We start from the raw sequence: 15,247 nt of genomic DNA on the forward strand, positions 1-15,247 counted from the left end.
GGGCAGTAGTGGCGGATGACGGGTTCGACTTCTCACCGGGGGCACAGGTCCCGCTCCAGGGTTCCGCGGGCCAGACCGCCGCGACCCAGGCCCTCGCCTCGGCGGCGTACCGCGACAGCCCGGTGACCGAGATCCTCAAGGCCAACAGCGAATGGCACAAGTCCGAGGTCAAGAAGGGCAGACTCTCCCTGTTCGAACCGAACCTGGGTGAGGCCTTCTCGCGCGCCGTCCAGGTACGCATGCTCGGCGGGGCCCGCAAGGCGCTCATCCAGTCCTTCGGCACCGAGCCGCAGACCGTCGTCGAGCACTGCCTCGCCGCGAGCCGCATCCGCAAGGAGCGGGACGCCAAGCTCACCGGCGTCATGGCGCTCTTCGGCCTGGTCTTCCTGCCCGGCATGCTCATCTGGCTGGGCGTCTTCCAACTGCGCCGTACGATCGCCGGCTCCAAGGACAAGCGGGCCGGCGCCCTCGCCACCGCCGCCCTGGTCGCCTTCGGCGGGCTCGCCGTGATCGCCCTCCTCATGCTGCCCTTCGGCGGATTCTGGGCGGTCTACCTGCGGGCGATGCTCGTCGCCCCGGTCATCGGCTGGCTGTGGGCCAAGCGGATCAGCGAGTCCACGGCCAAGGACCTGCGAGCCCGCTGGGAGGGCCTGCTGTCGGGCGGCGGCGTGGGGGCCAAGATCCCCGAGGCCGTACCGCGCGACCCCAACGAGTCCGCCGCCGAGCAACTGCGCCAGTCCCTCGTCAAGCTCACCGCCGAGCAGCACAGCAACTCGGTCTTCTACGCGGGCCCCAAGGGAATACTGGGCATGGGCACCCGCTGGGGCAGCTGGCAGCTCGCCGAAGAGCTCGTCCCACGGGACCCCGGCAAGGAGATCCACGGATTCCGCAGCTGGGACGTCGTACGCGCCATCCACGACCAGCTCCGCATGCTGGAGCGCGGCCCGCTCCACACCGGCGGCTTCCCGACCCCCTCCGTGCGCCACTGGATCGTCGCACCGATCGGCGAGAACGCGGACGAGGTGTCCAGGCCCGGCGGCGAGAGCGTGGACGCCTTCCAGATCAAGGGCCACGAAATACAGCGGATCTGCAACGAGCAGCAGTTCGGCGCCGGAAACCGGCACTACCTGGGCGTGCAGTTCACCCTCTGGGACGGCCAGCTGGTCATCACCATGCTGATCACCGTCACCGTGCTGCACGAGACGCTGCGCATCGAGGTCACGGGCCACGCCCTGGGCCCGGTCCACTCGCTCTTCACCACCAAGCCCAAGCCCAAGACGGTGACGGTCAGCAAGACGGTCAGATTCTGGGAGACCGTCGACAAGCACCAGCCGCTCGTCGACGCCAACGAAGTGGTACGCCTGGCCGTCCGCGCGCCCCTCACCTGGTTCCCGCCGCTCCTCGACTTCTTCGGCGGCAAGATCGCGCTCCCCGAGCCCTTCGGGCTGCGGCACGCCTGGGCCGAGAAGCCCTGGCGGCACCGCTTCATGGCCGACGACGCGATGCGCGCGGCCACGCCCGTACTGCGCGTGGTCCACGCCGCGGCCATCCGCGTGCTCGACGACCACGGCGTGGACACCGACCGCTTCAGCAACCGCTCCCTGATCCTCAGCGGCCTGGTCCAGGACCCGGCGCCGAGGAAGGCCGACGTCTACGACGCGTAACGCTCGGGGGCGCCCGCCGCGGTCGGGGCGCCCGTGGGGTCAGGCGGTGGGCCAGGCGCCGGCCAGCAGCTTGCGGGTGTCCCCCAGCAGCTGCGGCAGCACCTTCGTGTGCCCCACGACCGGCATGAAGTTCGTGTCGCCGCCCCAGCGCGGCACCACGTGCTGGTGCAGGTGCGCCGCGATGCCGGCCCCGGCGACCGCGCCCTGGTTCATCCCGATGTTGAATCCCTGCGCCCCGGAGGCCGTGCGCAGCGCCGACATGGCCTGCTTGGTGAGCAGGGCGAGTTCGGCGGTCTCGGCGTCGTCCAGGTCCGTGTAGTCGGCGACGTGCCGGAACGGGACGACCATCAGGTGTCCGCCCGTGTAGGGATACAGGTTGAGCACCGCGTACACGTGCTCGCCGCGCGCGACGACCAGCCCGTCCTCGTCGGACTTCGCCGGGATCGAGCAGAACGGGCAGCCGTCCTCGGCCCCCGGACCGGTCGGCTTGTTCTCCCCCTGGATGTACGCCATCCGGTGAGGCGTCCACAGGCGCTGGAACGCGTCCGGCGTCCCGACTCCGATCTGCTGCTCCGGCTCAATCGTCATGGAGTGCAGCATATGACGTGGTACCCGCCGAACGTGTCGCCGGGGCAAGCCCGGCGGCCTTCCGGCCGTGCACGCGGTCCGGGTGCCGGTCCACGGCCTGCCCGCGGCCCGGCGGAACGCGTGCGCGGTGGTGATCCTGGTCCTGTGGAGCCTGTTCGCCGCCGACCACCCGGTGCGGTGGCGGCTGACGGGACGGCGGCTGGGTCTCGTCCGTACGCACTGGCTGGACACCCTCGTCCTGCTGGTGCCGCTGGTGCGCCCGCTGCGCATGGTGCGGGTCCACACGGCGGTGCAGAGTTGCTGGGCCTCGCCGGCGCGCTCGCCGTCCACCAGCAGGAACACGCGGCTCCCGGCGCCACGATCCGTACCTTCCCAGACGCCGTGTGGCAGGTCTGCCCGACGCTGACGGCGGTCGGGTACGGCGATGCGGCACCGGTGGCCTGGAGCGGGCGGACCGTCGCGGGCGGCCTGAGGGCGGGCGGCCTGGCGCTGCTCGGGGCGGTGACGGGTTCGTTCTCGTCCTGGCTGATCCAGACGTTCCGCCGGGAGGACGAGGACGCGGAGGGGCCCGCGGAGGGCCGGTGCCCGCCGCGGGCCCTCGAACCCCGCTCGCGCGGGGAACGCATCACACCTGCACGCGCCGCTCCACCACGTCGACGAGCTTCGCCAGCGCCTGGTCGCGCGGGATGCCGTTCTCCTGCGACCCGTCGCGGTAGCGGAACGACACCGTGCCCGCGCTCATGTCCTCGTCACCGACGATGATCATGAACGGGACCTTCTGCTTCTGCTGGTTCCTGATCTTCTTCTGCATACGGTCCGAGGAGGCGTCCACCTCGACCCGCAGGCCCTTCTTCTTCGCCTCGGCGGCGAACTCCTGAAGGTACGGAATGTGCGCGTCGCCGATCGGAATGCCGACCGCCTGCACCGGAGCCAGCCACGCCGGGAACGCGCCCGCGTAGTGCTCCAGGAGCACCGCGAAGAAGCGCTCGATGGAGCCGAACAGGGCGCGGTGGATCATCACCGGGCGCTGCTTGCTGCCGTCGGGGCCGGTGTACTCCAGGTTGAAGCGCTCGGGCAGGTTGAAGTCGAGCTGCACGGTCGACATCTGCCAGGTCCGGCCGATGGCGTCCTTGCACTGGACGGAGATCTTCGGACCGTAGAAGGCGGCGCCGCCCGGGTCCGGGACCAGCGGCAGGCCCTGCTTCTCGGCGACCTGGCGCAGGGTCTCGGTGGCCTCTTCCCAGATCTCGTCCGAGCCGACGAACTTCTCCGGGTCCTTGGTGGACAGCTCCAGGTAGAAATCGGTCAGGCCGTAGTCGCGCAGCAGGCCGAGGACGAAGGTGAGCGTACGGTCGAGCTCCTCCGCCATCTGCTCCTTGGTGCAGTAGATGTGCGCGTCGTCCTGGGTGAAGCCGCGGGCGCGGGTCAGGCCGTGCACCACGCCGGACTTCTCGTACCGGTACACGGTCCCGAACTCGAAGAGGCGCAGCGGCAGTTCACGGTAGGACCGGCCCCGCGCGTCGAAGATCAGGTTGTGCATCGGGCAGTTCATGGGCTTGAGGTAGTAGTCCGTGCCCTCGTCGAGCTGCATGGGCGGGTACATGCCGTCGGCGTACCAGTCCAGGTGGCCCGAGGTCTCGAAGAGCTTCCCCTTGGTCGCGTGCGGGGTGTAGACGAACTCGTACCCCTCCTCCTCGTGCCGGCGGCGCGAGTAGTCCTCCATGACCCGGCGGATGATGCCGCCCTTGGGGTGGAAGACCGCGAGGCCGGAGCCGATCTGCTCCGGGATGGAGAAGAGGTCCAGCTCGGAGCCGAGCTTGCGGTGGTCGCGCTTCTCGGCCTCGGCGAGGAACTCCAGGTGCGCCTTCAGCTCGTCCTTCGACGGCCACGCGGTGCCGTAGATGCGCTGGAGCATCGGGTTCTTCTCGCTGCCGCGCCAGTAGGCGGCTGCGTTGCGCATGAGCTTGAAGGCGGGGATGTTCCGGGTGGTGGGCAGGTGCGGGCCCCGGCAGAGGTCCTTCCAGCACAGGTCGCCGGTCTTGGCGTCGAGGTTGTCGTAGATGGTCAGCTCGCCGCCGCCCACCTCGACGTTCGCGCCGTCGTCGGTCGACGCGGAGCCCTTGATGCCGATGAGCTCCAGCTTGTACGGCTCGTCCGCCAGCTCCTCGCGCGCGGCCTCGTCGGTGACGACGCGGCGCGAGAAGCGCTGCCCGCGCTTCTGGATCTCCTGCATCTTCTTCTCGACGGCCTTGAGGTCCTCGGGGGTGAACGGCCTCTCGACGTCGAAGTCGTAGTAGAAGCCATCCTTGACCGGCGGGCCGATGCCGAGCTTCGCCTCGGGGAAGAGCTCCTGCACGGCCTGGGCCATGACGTGCGCGGTGGAGTGGCGCAGGATGTTCAGGCCGTCCTCGGAGGAGATCTCGACCGGCTCGACCTCCTCGCCGTCCGCGACGACGTACGCCAGGTCCTTCAGCTCGCCGCCCACGCGCGCGGCGACGACGGTGCGCTCGCCGGGGAAGAGCTCCGCCGCCGTGGTGCCCGTGGTCACCACGCGCTCTTCCCGCTCGGAATCGCGTTGGATGAACACATGGACGTCCGACACCGGTCACTCCTGTCTGAGGGGGTCGCGCATAAAGTATTGCGCGCGCAGTTTTTTAACTCTACCGAGCCCGGCACCCCCGACGCGAAACGGTTAATCCCCGCCGCACGCCCCCTCGAAAAAGTCCAGGTTCTCCTGGAGCGACTTCATCAGCCGGTCCCGTTCCGCGTCGTCCACCTGCACGGGCACCACGCCGTTCGCCCCGGTGAGCCGCCGGAAGCCGCCCCGGCTCTCCAGCTGCCCGTGGACCCTGATCGGCAGCCCGACCAGGTGCGCGTGGCCCGCGATCCGGTACGCCTCCTCGTCGAGCACCATCCGTACGTGCGGCACCTCCGCGCCCGCCAGGACGCGCAGCCGCACCGTGCCGGCCCCGCGCGGCCCCGAGCGCCGCATCCGTACCACCGCGCCCGTGATCCGTACCGTCACGGAGGGCTCGACGAGCAGGTAGCGCGCGCCCGCCGCGCGCAGTGCCGGCAGGTCGCCCGGCGAGAACTCCACCGCTTCGGGGTGCGCCGCGCACCCCTCGGGCACCCCGGCGGCGGGCGACCACTCCAGGGCTATGCGCGCGCCCTCCGATCCGTGGACCAGCGCGATCACGGCGTCCGTGAGTTCGCGGCTCACACCGGCCTCGACCGCCGTGTCGAAGGCGTCCATGCCGCCGGTCGCCCGCTGGTAGTCGACGGCCTCGCGGGCGGCGTGCAGGGCGTGGTGCAGCCGTACGACGACACCGCGTCCCGCCGCCACCGGTACGAACGCGGTGAGGGCGCGCCCGCCCGGCGCGGGTCCCACCAGTACGCCCTCCAGGGACGCCCGCGCCTGCCGCCGGTGCCGCGCGCCGTAGTACCCGGCGCGCCCGCGCGCGGCCAGCGCCGCGGCGAGCAGCGTCTGGCGCGCGGCCGAGCGCAGCCGTTCCTGCGCGGTCCACGAGACGGCTCCCGAGGGGCCTTCCGGTACGTCGCGCCACCAGCGGATCTCGTCGCTGGGGACGGTGAGGGAGACGAGCACCTCGCGGGCGGAGGGCGCGGCGCAGCGGGCGAGCGCGGTCAGCGCCTCGCCCAGCAGGTCGTCGCTGTCGGGGAAGGCCCGGCTCTCGGGAACGAGCAGGCTCGTCCCGCCGCCGGACGGCCCGGGCGGGGTCCAGCGGGCGTAGCGGCCCGCCGCTCCCCCGCGCCGCCGCCAGCCGTGCCGGGCGAGCAGCACACCGAGCACGGCGGGGTCGACGTGGGCGGGATCGGGGCCCGCTCCGGCGTCCCAGATGCCGGGGCCCGTGGCGAAGCCGCTGTCGGGCTCCGTGCCCGGGTGCGGTCGCAGGGGTTCGTCGATCGGCCGGTGGTGCATCAGGGTCTCCCTCCCACCCCGACCCGGGTCATGATCTCGCAGAGGGCTCGGTCGTCGAATATCCGCGAGGTCGGGATCCGCACAGTGGTCCTGCGCCTGCCCGTCACCGGGTGTCCGGCCAGGTTGGTCCAGTAGCAGCAGTGCCGCAGGTCGAGGCCGTCGTGGCCGGCGCGCAGCCAGTCGTCCTGGGTCCGCGGTACGAGCATCACGACGAGGATCTTGTGCACCGACACCGGGGTGTGGGCGAGCTTCTCCAGATGGGCGTTGTCGAGCGTGAAGGAGAAGGCTCCCCCCGCCGGGTGCGGCGGGATCTGGTAGGTGCATTTGAGCTGGACCTTGATGGTGACTTCGTCATCGACGGTGTGCCCGGGAGCGCTGTGGCTCACGTGCCAGTCGATGCCGTTGTCCGGAAACGGCTGCGAGAGAGAACATCCCGCGGCCGCCGCGACCGCGTGCAGATAGCCCACCTGAAGAGTCTCCATGCAGGCAGTGGTGGCGAGTCCGCCGCGCAGCGGTGCGATCCGCTCGGGCAGCAGCCCGCCCGGTTCGGGCTGCGTGAGCGCCATGGCTGACGGTGCCTCCCGGGCTGTGCCGATCAGTTTCCCCTGACGGCCCGTCGACTTCACGCTCCGTCACTTGTGTTGTCTCCGCTGCGCATCCTCCTCAAACGGCGTACCGGACAAACGACCCGGGTATCACCGCTTCGGGCAGGGGACGCGCGCCATCTGCCAAGGGAGCAAGAGGAGTTCGGACATGACGTGCTGGTACGAAGGACCCCTGGCCGCTTTCGACACCGAGACGACGGGGGTGGATGTCGAGGAGGACCGCATCGTCTCCGCCGCGCTGGTCGTGCAGGACGCGCCGGGCGGGCGGGTGCGGGCGACGCGCTGGCTGGTGAATCCGGGGGTCCCGGTGCCCCCGGGGGCGACCGAGATCCACGGGCTGACGGACGATCACCTGCAGCGCAACGGCCGCTGGCCCGCGCCGGTCGTGGAGGAGATAGCCAGAGGGCTCGCCGAACAGAGCATCGCCCGCCGGCCGCTGGTGGTGATGAACGCGCCTTTCGACCTGACCCTGCTGGACCGCGAGCTGAGGCGCCACCGGGCGTCGTCGCTGGGACGCTACCTGGACAGCCGTCCGCTGTGCGTGCTGGATCCGCGCGTACTGGACAAGCATCTGGACCGCTACCGCAAGGGCCGCCGTACGCTCACCGATCTGTGTGCGCAGTACGAGGTGGAGCTGGACGGCGCCCACGACGCGGTCGCCGACGCGACGGCCTCGCTGGAGGTCGTACGCGCCCTCGGCCGCCGTTTCGCCTCGCGCCTGGAGCGGCTCTCGCCGGCCGAGCTGCACACCCTCCAGGCGGTGTGGCACGCGGCGCAGGCACGCGGCCTGCAGGCGTGGTTCGCGCGCAACGGCTCGGAGGAAGAGGTGAATCCGGCGTGGCCGCTGCGCCCCGGGGTGCCGGCGGCGGCCGCCTGAGGCGACATGAAAGAAGCCGGTCCGTCTGTGACGGACCGGCCTTCCCGGGTGGGCGATACTGGTTTCGAACCAGTGACCTCTTCGGTGTGAACGAAGCGCTCTCCCACTGAGCTAATCGCCCGGGAACGGACTGAACCATACAGCCCGCCGGGGGGTTGGTTCAAACCGCGAGGGCGGCCGAGAGCCCGCGCCGCCCGCCCCGCATCATCAGCGCGTGGTTGGCGACGAGGACGGGCCGTCCGGGTACGGCGAACCGGCGCACCAGCGCCTTGCGCACCTCCACTTCCTGCTCGTAGAGGACGCGCGCGCCGCTGCCGCGCGGCTGTACGGTCCAGCGCGCCCAGCCTTCGAGGTCTCCGGTCATGGCCACCTCCAGGACGCCGGCCTCCGGGGCGCGCCGTCTCTCCTGAGCGGTGACGACCAGTTCGTACGGCAGGAAGGAGCGGAACCGGGCGACGCCGGTGCGGTCGTCGAGACGGGTGACCTGCCGCACCTGCGGCCACCACCGCGGGTACTCGTCGACCCGTTCCAGCACGCCGTAGACCCTGCTGGGCGGGGCGGGCAGATCCCAGACGCTGCGAAAGCGGTAACGGCACCAGTCCATGCGCCCAGTCTGCGCGCTCCCGCACGTACTCACCGGGGATCTGAGTATCCGGACCCATGCCCCGCCGTGTGTCCCGCGCCACACTCCTCAACCATGGAGAACGCATTGCCGCCCGCGGAAGAACTGGTGGTCCTCGACCACGAGCTGGGCCTGCTCGAGGCCCGGCGCGCCCAGTTGCTCATCCGCAGGGCGTGGCTGCTCAGTGTCGTACGGCAGGCCCCGCCCGCCGCTCCGCGCGGTCCCCTGGCGCCGTACGCCGGGGCCTTCGGCGCCGCTCAGGTGCCGCGTGCGCCGCAGGACGCCTCGCCGCGCGGTGCGCAGAACGTGCTGCTGGCGCTCGGCGGCGTTCTGCTGACGGTCGCCGCGATCGCCTTCACGCTGGTGAGCTGGGGTCACCTGGGCATCGGCGGCCGCTCGGCGGTGCTGGGCGCGGTGACGGCCCTGGCACTGGCCGCGCCGGCCCTGCTGCTGCGCCGCGGTCTCGTCTCGACCGCCGAGTCGGTGGCGGCGCTGGGGCTGGCTCTCACGGTGCTCGACGCGTACGCCCTGCACCGCGTGGCGCTGCCCGGGACGGACCCGCTCGGGTACGCCGCGATCGGTTCGGCCGCGCTGGCGGCGCTCTGGGCGGCGTACGGTCTGGGGCTCGGCCGGCTGCGGATCCCGCTGCCGGCCGCGCTGATCACCGCTCAGCTCCCCATCGTCCTCTGGGCGCTGGCGGCCGGGCCGGGCCCGCTGTCGTTCGCCTGGGCGCTGGCGGCCACGGCCGCGATCGATGTCGCCGTGGCCCTGTGGGGCGCCGGCCGCGCGGTGCGTCCGCTCGCGTACGCCGGTGCCTGGCTGACGGGCGCGGGGGCGCTGCTCGGCGCCGGTGTCCTGTCGGTGGCGGCGGGCGGCCCGGCGGACGCGCTGCGGCCGGGCGTGCTGCTGGTGGCGGTCGGTGCCCTCGCCCTGTTCGCCGCCCTGCGCGCCCCGGCACCGCATGCCGTGGCGCCCTCGGCGGCGGCCGGTCTCGCGGCACTGGCGGCCGTCGGCGGGGTGGCGCGCCCCGCGGTTCCGGACGCGTGGGCGGTGCCCGTGTACGTGCTGTGCGCGGTGGCCCTGCTGGCCGTCGTACGGGTGAGCCTGCCGCGTCCCGTGACGGCCGGCCTGGCCGGTGCGTCCGGTGCGGTGCTGGCCGCGGGCGCCCTGTGGGCGCTGCCTCCGGTCGCCATCGGCCTGCTCGGCCCCGCCGCGCAGGCGGAGCGCGTCTGGTCCGGTGCCCCGGCCGGTGTCCGCGAGGCGCTCTTCCCCGGGCTCTCCCGGCCGTGGACGGCCGCGGTCCCGCTGGTCCTGCTGACCGTGGCCGCGGTTTCGGTCGCTGCCGCCGCGGTGGCGCGCCGCCGGGCCGCGTCCGGTCGCACCTGGCACGCCCCGGCGGCGTGCGCGGCCCTGGTCCTGGCGTGGGCGGCGGCGCACACCGTCCCGGCCGTACTGGACTTCGGCTACCCCGCGGCCGTAACGCTGCACCTGTTCCTGACCGCAGCGTCCCTGGCCCCGGCGGTACGCCCCGCCCTTGCCGGGACCGCCACGGCACCCCCCGCACCCCGCACGCCCCTCGCGCTCACGGCGCTCGCCTGCGCTCTCGCGTCGGCGCTCTCCGTGTCGCTGCTGTCGCTGGCCGCGCAGACCGCCACGCTCACCGTGCTCGGCGTCCTGACGGCGCTGTTCGGCACGGCCGCCGTGACCGCCGCGCCCTCCGGGGGAGCCGTCATGCCGGCCGCCTGCGCCGCCGCTGCCGTCGTGTACGCGACGGGGCTCACCGGCGCCGCCGCTGCCGCGCTCACACTCGCGCCCCACCAGGCCGCATGGGCGGTCCTCGCCGTGCCCGCGGCCACCGCCGCGCTCGCCGCCCGGGTGCGCGGCCACGCCACCGCCCTCCCCCTGGAGGTCGCGGGCGCCGCGGCGGCGCTGCTCGCGACCGGCCTCGCCGCGGGCCACGCTCCCGCCCTCGCGTCGGTCCTGGCGCTGTGCGGGGTCATCGCCGCGGGCACGGCCGTACGGGCGGACCGGCGCCCCGTCGGGTACGCGGCACTCGTGCTCTTCGTGCTGGCCGGCTGGGTCCGCCTCGCCGCCTCGGACGTCGCCGTGCCCGAGGCGTACACGCTGCCCGTCACCGTCGCGGCACTCGCCGTCGGTGCGCTGCGGCGGCGGCGCGACCCGCGGGCCTCGTCCTGGACGGCGTACGGTCCGGGGCTCGCCGCGACCCTTCTGCCGAGCCTGGTCGCGGCCTGGGGCGACGAGCACTGGCTGCGCCCGCTCCTCCTCGGGGCCGCGGCCCTGGCCGTGACCCTGACGGGCGCCGGGCGCCGGCTCCAGGCGCTGCTGGTGCTGGGCTCCGCCGTACTCGCCCTGGACGCGCTGCACGAGCTCGCGCCGTACGTCGCCCAGGTCGTCGGCGTACTCCCCCGCTGGCTGCCGCCGGCCCTCGCGGGCCTGCTGCTGCTGACCGTCGGAGCGACGTACGAGCAGCGTCTGCGCGACGCCCGCCGGCTGCGGGACACCCTGGGCCGGATGCGCTGAGGCCGGGCCGTCCGGAGGGCTCGGCCGGGGGCCCTGCGGGGCCGGGAAACGGCGAAGGCCCGAGAGACTTCCGTCTCTCGGGCCTTCGGTCCGGGTGGGCGATACTGGGTTCGAACCAGTGACCTCTTCGGTGTGAACGAAGCGCTCTCCCACTGAGCTAATCGCCCCGGCGCTCCGCACACATTACCCCATGTCAGCGGGGATCCCGAACCGATTGCCGGCCATCCCCCACCGGTCACTCCTCGATGTTCCACGGCATCTCGACACCGAACTCCCGGACGTAGATCCCGACCAGCACCGCGACGATCACCAGGCCGACCGTGGTGAGGATCATGTTCCGCCGACGGACCCTGGGGTCGAGCGCCTTCTGCGCCGCTTCGGTGACTTTCCGTTTCGTCCAGCGCAGCACCAGCTGCGCCCACACGAACTCGGTCGCCCAGATCGCCATGCCGCCGAAGATCACCAGCCAGCCGGGCCCCGGCAGCGGGAGCATGATCACGCCCGTGACCACGACCGCCAGGCCGATGACGAATACCCCGACCTGCCAGCTCAGATGCAGCGGTTTCGACGCCTTGATGAACTGCGGCGCCCGCGAACCCAGCTCCCGCTCGTCCTCGCTCGCGTCCCCCGTGGCGGGCACTGTGGCCGCCGGGTCGACGACTTCTTCCCGCTCGTTACTCTCCGCGTTCATGAGGCCCAACCTACCCGACCTGACCCCGCGGCCGTAATGCTCGTATCGCATCAAGTACCTCTCGGCCGTACGAGCTATCCGAAGCGCCGCAAAAAGGTCAGAGGGGTTTACAACGGCACCGTAGGTGGCATGTCGATTTCGCCGACGTGCGAATCCCCGAGCGCACACTGAGCGAAAGGCCCTGGCGCTTATGAACACCACGGTCAGCTGCGAGCTGCACCTGCGCCTCGTAGTGTCGAGCGAGTCATCACTGCCTGTACCCGCGGGCCTGCGGTATGACACGGCCGATCCCTACGCCGTGCATGCCACCTTCCACACCGGAGCCGAGGAGACCGTCGAGTGGGTGTTCGCTCGCGATCTCCTCGCCGAGGGCCTTCACCGGCCCACCGGTACCGGCGACGTCAGAGTCTGGCCGTCCCGCAGCCATGGCCAGGGAGTCGTCTGCATCGCCCTGAGCTCCCCGGAAGGAGAAGCCCTGCTCGAAGCCCCGGCGCGGGCCCTGGAGTCGTTCCTGAAGCGGACGGACGCCGCGGTGCCACCGGGCACCGAGCACCGTCACTTCGATCTCGACACGGAACTCTCACACATCCTGGCGGAGAACTGAGCCAGGCCGAGAGCCGCTCGACGCCGTCCGACTCGGGGCGACGGCGCGGGGCGGACAACCGCATACAGCACACACCGGCGCCGTCGCCGCGGGATCCACCGCGGAGACGGCGCCGGTGCGCCGTGCGCGCGAGCCGCTAAAGTCGGCCAGCATCGGCGGGCGCCCGCCCGCGGCAGGCCAGGGAGCGAATCGTGCTGATCCCCCACGACACCAGACGCGCCCTCGACGTCGTCGTCGATCTGGTGAACACGGCGCCGGAGAGCGACCAGAGCGACCGGCTCGCGGACCTCGAGGCGCTGTACGCGTTTGTGCGCCTCCATCACGTCAGCGACGTGGGTGAACTCGGCGAGGCCGACCTCAGAGCCCTACGGGACGTGCGAGCACGCTTCGCGGACGTGTTCGCGGCGCCCGGCCCCCGCACCTGCGCGGAGCTGATCAACCAGCTGGTGGCGGCGGCCGGCACCACACCGCGGCTGACCGACCACGACGGCTTCGGCTGGCACGTGCACTACTTCGCGCCCGGCGCCTCGGTCGCGGACCACCTCGCGGCGGACTGCGGGATGGCACTGGCCTTCATCGTGGTCTCCGGCGAGCACGAGCGGCTGCGCCGCTGCGAGGCCCCGGACTGCCGCCGGGCCTTCGTCGACCTCTCGCGCAACCGGTCCCGGCGCTACTGCGACAGCCGCACCTGCGGAAACCGGCTGCATGTGGCGGCGTACCGGGCGCGGCGCAAGGAAGCCGCGAGCTGAGACCTCACAGCAGGAAGAGATCGTGCATCGCGGCCATCAGCAGCAGGAAGCCGATCACCCCGAGGAAGATCATCAGGGGTGGCTGGGAAAGCGCGAAGAGGCAGCCGCGCGGTTCTTCGGTGGGTGCGGGGGCTTCGCCCCGGGAGGTGTCCAGCATCTCGGGGCGATGATGACGCAGCGCGGCCATCCCCGATGACCAACACGCCCACCTGCGCGGAGAGTTCGTCGGACCTTGGCCGTTCGTGATCTTTCGTTGATCACTTCGGCGTCCGAGTTGCCAGGTTTTCGGAGAGCCTGCCGGGGGTCCCGCTCGCGGCCGTCCGGGCTGTCCGGACCCCTCGGGCTGTTCAGATGCCGTGCTTCTTCAGGATGGCTTCGATGTCGCTGAAGTCCTCCCCCGCCCCGCCGGCCTTCGGCTGAGCCTCTGCCCGGGGCCGCTTCGGCTGCGCGGCCGCCGGACTCGCCGCGCCGAGCGGCGGCGCGGACGCCCGTGGAGCGACCTCCTCGCGCTGCGCGGCCCGCGCGGCCCTGCGCTCCTTGCGGGTGCCGCCGGTACGGCGCTCCACCGCCCTGGTCGTCATGAAGAGCAGCCAGGAGAGTCCGAGCAGACCGAAGCCCACCCACACCTCCGGTTTGAAGGCGATGCCCGAAACCCACTCGACGACGCCGGTCAGCACCAGGCCGACCGGTACCAGCGCGTAGGCGGCGATGCGCGTCGCGGCCAGGAATCGCTTGCGGTACGCGGCGATCGCGGCGATGCCCAGACCGGCCGCGGACGCCGCGGAACAGATCGTCTCTGCCAGCATCCGGTCCTCCAGCCCCAGGGATTGCGTTCCCCTCCATCCTGCACCGGGGGAGCCCGCCCGGGCCACGCCCCCGTACGACCTCAGGGACATCTCCGGGGCGGCCTCCTCCGCAGGTCCCGGTCGGAGACCTCTGCGGCGGGCTGGAAGACTGGCCCCATGACCGAATCCTCTCCCGCCCGCCCCGTCCTCCTCGACCTCTGGTGCGAGCTCCAGTGCCCCGACTGCCGTGCCGCACTGGACGACGTGCGCGCCCTGCGCGAGCGCTACGGCGACCGGCTCGACGTACGCCTGCGCCACTTCCCCCTCGACAAGCACCAGCACGCCTACGCCGCCGCACAGGCCGCCGAGGAGGCGGTCGACCAGGGCAAGGGCTGGCCGTACGTGGAGGCGGTCCTCGCCCGTACCGGGGAGCTGGCGGCGAAGGGCGAGCCGTTCCTGCTGGAGGTCGCCGGCGAACTGGGGCTGGACGCCGAGGAGTTCGACACCGCCCTGATCGACGGCCGGCACCTCCTGATCGTCGACGCCGACCAGGCCGAGGGCAGGGCCATCGGTGTCACGGGCACGCCGACCTACGTCATCGACGGCGAGCGGCTGGACGGCGGCAAGAGCCAGGAGGGGCTGCGCGGGCGCATCGAGGAGATCGTCGACCGGCTGCTCGCCTGAACCGCCGCCGGGAACCGCCGCACAGCCGCCCGGACCTCAGAGCAGCTGCTTGCAGAGGTGGTACGTCACCGGCTCGTAGCCGAGCGACACGTACAGCCGCAGGGCCGGCGTGTTGTCCGTGAAGACGTTGAGCCCGATGCGCCCGGTCCCCGCCGCCAGTGCCTCGCGCTCGGCGAGCAGCAGCAGCGCACGGCCGAGCCCCTGCCCCCGGTGCTCCTGCGCCACCTCGACGTCGAAGACGTACGCACCGCTCTGGCCGGGGTGCGGGTGGCGCAGCGCCAGCCAGAGCGTGCCCACCACCGCACCGCCCCGGGTCAGGACGCCCAGGTACGTGCCCGGGGTGGCGGCTCCGCCGGCGAGAGCGGCCGCGTGGTCGGCCTCGGTCTTGGCCCACGCCGCCTCCTCGGAGAAGCCGCGCAGGGTCAGGGACCGCGCGTAACCGGCCTTGGTGTGGGGCAGCCAGGTCTCGAATTCGCTTCCGCTCATCGGCCTGCCCACGACGCCCCCGGGCAGCACGGGGGCCTGCGCGGGCAGGGGTTTGCTCATGACGCGGTTGCGTTCGGTGTAGCCGAGGGCGGCCGCCATGCGCCGCGCGCCCTGCGCACCGGCCGGGACGGAGATCTCCACGCGGCCGCACCCCCAGCCGCGCAGCACCTCCTCGGCCGCGAGCGCGGCGACCGTCGCCCTCCCCCGGCGCCGGTCGGCCTCGTCGATGCGCAGTCCGGCGATACGGCCGACGCCGGCCCCCATGCGGGGGTCCGTGGAGAGTTCGACCGTACCGACGGACCGGCTGTTCACGCACACCGCGTAGGTACGCGACGTGGCGCCGTCGGCGCCTTGCTGGAGCGGCGCGGTCGGCCGCAGGGTTGTGGTCATCAGGGGAGTTGTACCCACCGGACG

15 protein-coding genes, 2 tRNA genes and 1 pseudogene are annotated in these 15,247 nt (G+C 72.4%); 7 read left to right on the forward strand and 11 right to left on the reverse strand.

What is annotated here, in order from left to right:
• Positions 1-8: 8 nt before the first annotated feature.
• The gene (locus tag ACWDZ4_RS17440) at positions 9-1,664 is read left to right on the forward strand and encodes a hypothetical protein (RefSeq protein ID WP_451509267.1); all 1,656 of its coding nucleotides are present in this window, start codon (positions 9-11) and stop codon (positions 1,662-1,664) included.
• 39 nt (positions 1,665-1,703) lie between these two features.
• Here ACWDZ4_RS17440 and ACWDZ4_RS17445 read toward each other — a convergent pair whose 3' ends face one another.
• Positions 1,704-2,264 carry an HIT family protein gene (locus ACWDZ4_RS17445; protein ID WP_451509268.1) on the reverse strand — a complete coding sequence of 187 codons (561 nt, stop codon included), beginning with the start codon at positions 2,262-2,264 and terminating at the stop codon, positions 1,704-1,706.
• A 133-nt stretch (positions 2,265-2,397) separates the two neighbouring features.
• Between ACWDZ4_RS17445 and ACWDZ4_RS17450 the strand changes: the two are divergent.
• A pseudogene (locus tag ACWDZ4_RS17450) lies at positions 2,398-2,807 on the forward strand (potassium channel family protein); the annotation flags it as partial.
• 70 nt (positions 2,808-2,877) lie between these two features.
• Here the strand turns inward: ACWDZ4_RS17450 and thrS are convergent.
• The 3 genes from thrS to ACWDZ4_RS17465 form a co-directional block, all read right to left on the reverse strand.
• Positions 2,878-4,854, reverse strand: a complete 1,977-nt coding sequence (thrS, locus tag ACWDZ4_RS17455) for a threonine--tRNA ligase (protein ID WP_451509269.1) — start codon at positions 4,852-4,854, stop codon at positions 2,878-2,880.
• A gap of 90 nt (positions 4,855-4,944) precedes the next feature.
• Positions 4,945-6,189, reverse strand: a complete 1,245-nt coding sequence (locus ACWDZ4_RS17460; RefSeq protein WP_451509270.1) for a hypothetical protein — start codon at positions 6,187-6,189, stop codon at positions 4,945-4,947.
• Positions 6,189-6,755: a DUF4365 domain-containing protein gene (locus ACWDZ4_RS17465; protein ID WP_451509271.1), complete on the reverse strand. Its 567-nt coding sequence runs from the start codon at positions 6,753-6,755 to the stop codon at positions 6,189-6,191. Before ACWDZ4_RS17465 ends, ACWDZ4_RS17460 begins: the two co-directional genes overlap by 1 nt.
• Before the next feature lie 187 nt (positions 6,756-6,942).
• Here ACWDZ4_RS17465 and ACWDZ4_RS17470 point away from each other — a divergent pair, with 187 nt between their 5' ends.
• Complete coding sequence (locus ACWDZ4_RS17470; RefSeq protein ID WP_451509272.1) at positions 6,943-7,671, forward strand: exonuclease domain-containing protein; 729 nt, start codon at positions 6,943-6,945, stop codon at positions 7,669-7,671.
• Positions 7,672-7,720: 49 nt separating this feature from the next.
• On the opposite strand, the gene ACWDZ4_RS17475 is transcribed toward ACWDZ4_RS17470, so the two are convergent.
• Both ACWDZ4_RS17475 and ACWDZ4_RS17480 read right to left on the reverse strand, forming a co-directional pair.
• Positions 7,721-7,792 (reverse strand) — tRNA-Val (locus tag ACWDZ4_RS17475).
• 39 nt (positions 7,793-7,831) lie between these two features.
• A complete protein-coding gene (locus tag ACWDZ4_RS17480; protein ID WP_451509273.1) occupies positions 7,832-8,275 on the reverse strand; it encodes an SRPBCC family protein in 444 nt (147 codons plus the stop codon).
• Between the two features lie 93 nt (positions 8,276-8,368).
• Between ACWDZ4_RS17480 and ACWDZ4_RS17485 the strand changes: the two genes are divergently transcribed.
• Positions 8,369-10,834, forward strand: a complete 2,466-nt coding sequence (locus ACWDZ4_RS17485; protein WP_451509274.1) for an SCO7613 C-terminal domain-containing membrane protein — start codon at positions 8,369-8,371, stop codon at positions 10,832-10,834.
• 95 nt (positions 10,835-10,929) lie between these two features.
• Here the strand turns inward: ACWDZ4_RS17485 and ACWDZ4_RS17490 are convergent.
• Positions 10,930-11,001, reverse strand: a tRNA-Val gene (locus tag ACWDZ4_RS17490).
• A 68-nt stretch (positions 11,002-11,069) separates the two neighbouring features.
• Positions 11,070-11,525, reverse strand: coding sequence for a TIGR02611 family protein (locus ACWDZ4_RS17495; RefSeq protein WP_451509275.1), 456 nt, complete (start codon positions 11,523-11,525; stop codon positions 11,070-11,072).
• A 190-nt stretch (positions 11,526-11,715) separates the two neighbouring features.
• Between ACWDZ4_RS17495 and ACWDZ4_RS17500 the strand changes: the two genes are divergently transcribed.
• Positions 11,716-12,129, forward strand: a complete 414-nt coding sequence (locus ACWDZ4_RS17500) for an SsgA family sporulation/cell division regulator (RefSeq protein WP_003987206.1) — start codon at positions 11,716-11,718, stop codon at positions 12,127-12,129.
• 191 nt (positions 12,130-12,320) lie between these two features.
• Positions 12,321-12,878, forward strand: a complete 558-nt coding sequence (locus ACWDZ4_RS17505; protein ID WP_451509276.1) for a CGNR zinc finger domain-containing protein — start codon at positions 12,321-12,323, stop codon at positions 12,876-12,878.
• 4 nt (positions 12,879-12,882) lie between these two features.
• On the opposite strand, the gene ACWDZ4_RS17510 is transcribed toward ACWDZ4_RS17505, so the two are convergent.
• Positions 12,883-13,035 carry a hypothetical protein gene (locus ACWDZ4_RS17510; protein WP_167368049.1) on the reverse strand — a complete coding sequence of 51 codons (153 nt, stop codon included), beginning with the start codon at positions 13,033-13,035 and terminating at the stop codon, positions 12,883-12,885.
• A 190-nt stretch (positions 13,036-13,225) separates the two neighbouring features.
• Positions 13,226-13,684: a hypothetical protein gene (locus ACWDZ4_RS17515; RefSeq protein ID WP_451509277.1), complete on the reverse strand. Its 459-nt coding sequence runs from the start codon at positions 13,682-13,684 to the stop codon at positions 13,226-13,228.
• Between the two features lie 156 nt (positions 13,685-13,840).
• Between ACWDZ4_RS17515 and ACWDZ4_RS17520 the strand changes: the two genes are divergently transcribed.
• A complete protein-coding gene (locus ACWDZ4_RS17520; protein ID WP_451509278.1) occupies positions 13,841-14,347 on the forward strand; it encodes a DsbA family protein in 507 nt (168 codons plus the stop codon).
• Between the two features lie 36 nt (positions 14,348-14,383).
• On the opposite strand, the gene ACWDZ4_RS17525 is transcribed toward ACWDZ4_RS17520, so the two are convergent.
• Entirely contained in the window at positions 14,384-15,223 is an 840-nt protein-coding gene (locus ACWDZ4_RS17525; protein ID WP_451509279.1) for a GNAT family N-acetyltransferase, read from the reverse strand.
• Positions 15,224-15,247 lie beyond the last annotated feature (24 nt).

This window comes from Streptomyces sp. NPDC003016 (genome assembly GCF_053591455.1).

Bases quoted from the DNA above. Each gene is read 5' to 3' on its own strand.
- ACWDZ4_RS17495 (WP_451509275.1), bottom strand. From the start codon at position 11,525: ATGAACGCGGAGAGTAACGAGCGGGAAGAAGTCGTCGACCCGGCGGCC.
- ACWDZ4_RS17445 (WP_451509268.1), bottom strand. From the start codon at position 2,264: ATGCTGCACTCCATGACGATTGAGCCGGAGCAGCAGATCGGAGTCGGG.
- ACWDZ4_RS17520 (WP_451509278.1), top strand. From the start codon at position 13,841: ATGACCGAATCCTCTCCCGCCCGCCCCGTCCTCCTCGACCTCTGGTGC.
- ACWDZ4_RS17465 (WP_451509271.1), bottom strand. From the start codon at position 6,755: ATGGCGCTCACGCAGCCCGAACCGGGCGGGCTGCTGCCCGAGCGGATC.
- ACWDZ4_RS17510 (WP_167368049.1), bottom strand. From the start codon at position 13,035: ATGCTGGACACCTCCCGGGGCGAAGCCCCCGCACCCACCGAAGAACCG.
- ACWDZ4_RS17515 (WP_451509277.1), bottom strand. From the start codon at position 13,684: ATGCTGGCAGAGACGATCTGTTCCGCGGCGTCCGCGGCCGGTCTGGGC.
- ACWDZ4_RS17480 (WP_451509273.1), bottom strand. From the start codon at position 8,275: ATGGACTGGTGCCGTTACCGCTTTCGCAGCGTCTGGGATCTGCCCGCC.
- ACWDZ4_RS17470 (WP_451509272.1), top strand. From the start codon at position 6,943: ATGACGTGCTGGTACGAAGGACCCCTGGCCGCTTTCGACACCGAGACG.
- ACWDZ4_RS17460 (WP_451509270.1), bottom strand. From the start codon at position 6,189: ATGCACCACCGGCCGATCGACGAACCCCTGCGACCGCACCCGGGCACG.
- ACWDZ4_RS17485 (WP_451509274.1), top strand. From the start codon at position 8,369: ATGGAGAACGCATTGCCGCCCGCGGAAGAACTGGTGGTCCTCGACCAC.
- ACWDZ4_RS17525 (WP_451509279.1), bottom strand. From the start codon at position 15,223: ATGACCACAACCCTGCGGCCGACCGCGCCGCTCCAGCAAGGCGCCGAC.
- ACWDZ4_RS17500 (WP_003987206.1), top strand. From the start codon at position 11,716: ATGAACACCACGGTCAGCTGCGAGCTGCACCTGCGCCTCGTAGTGTCG.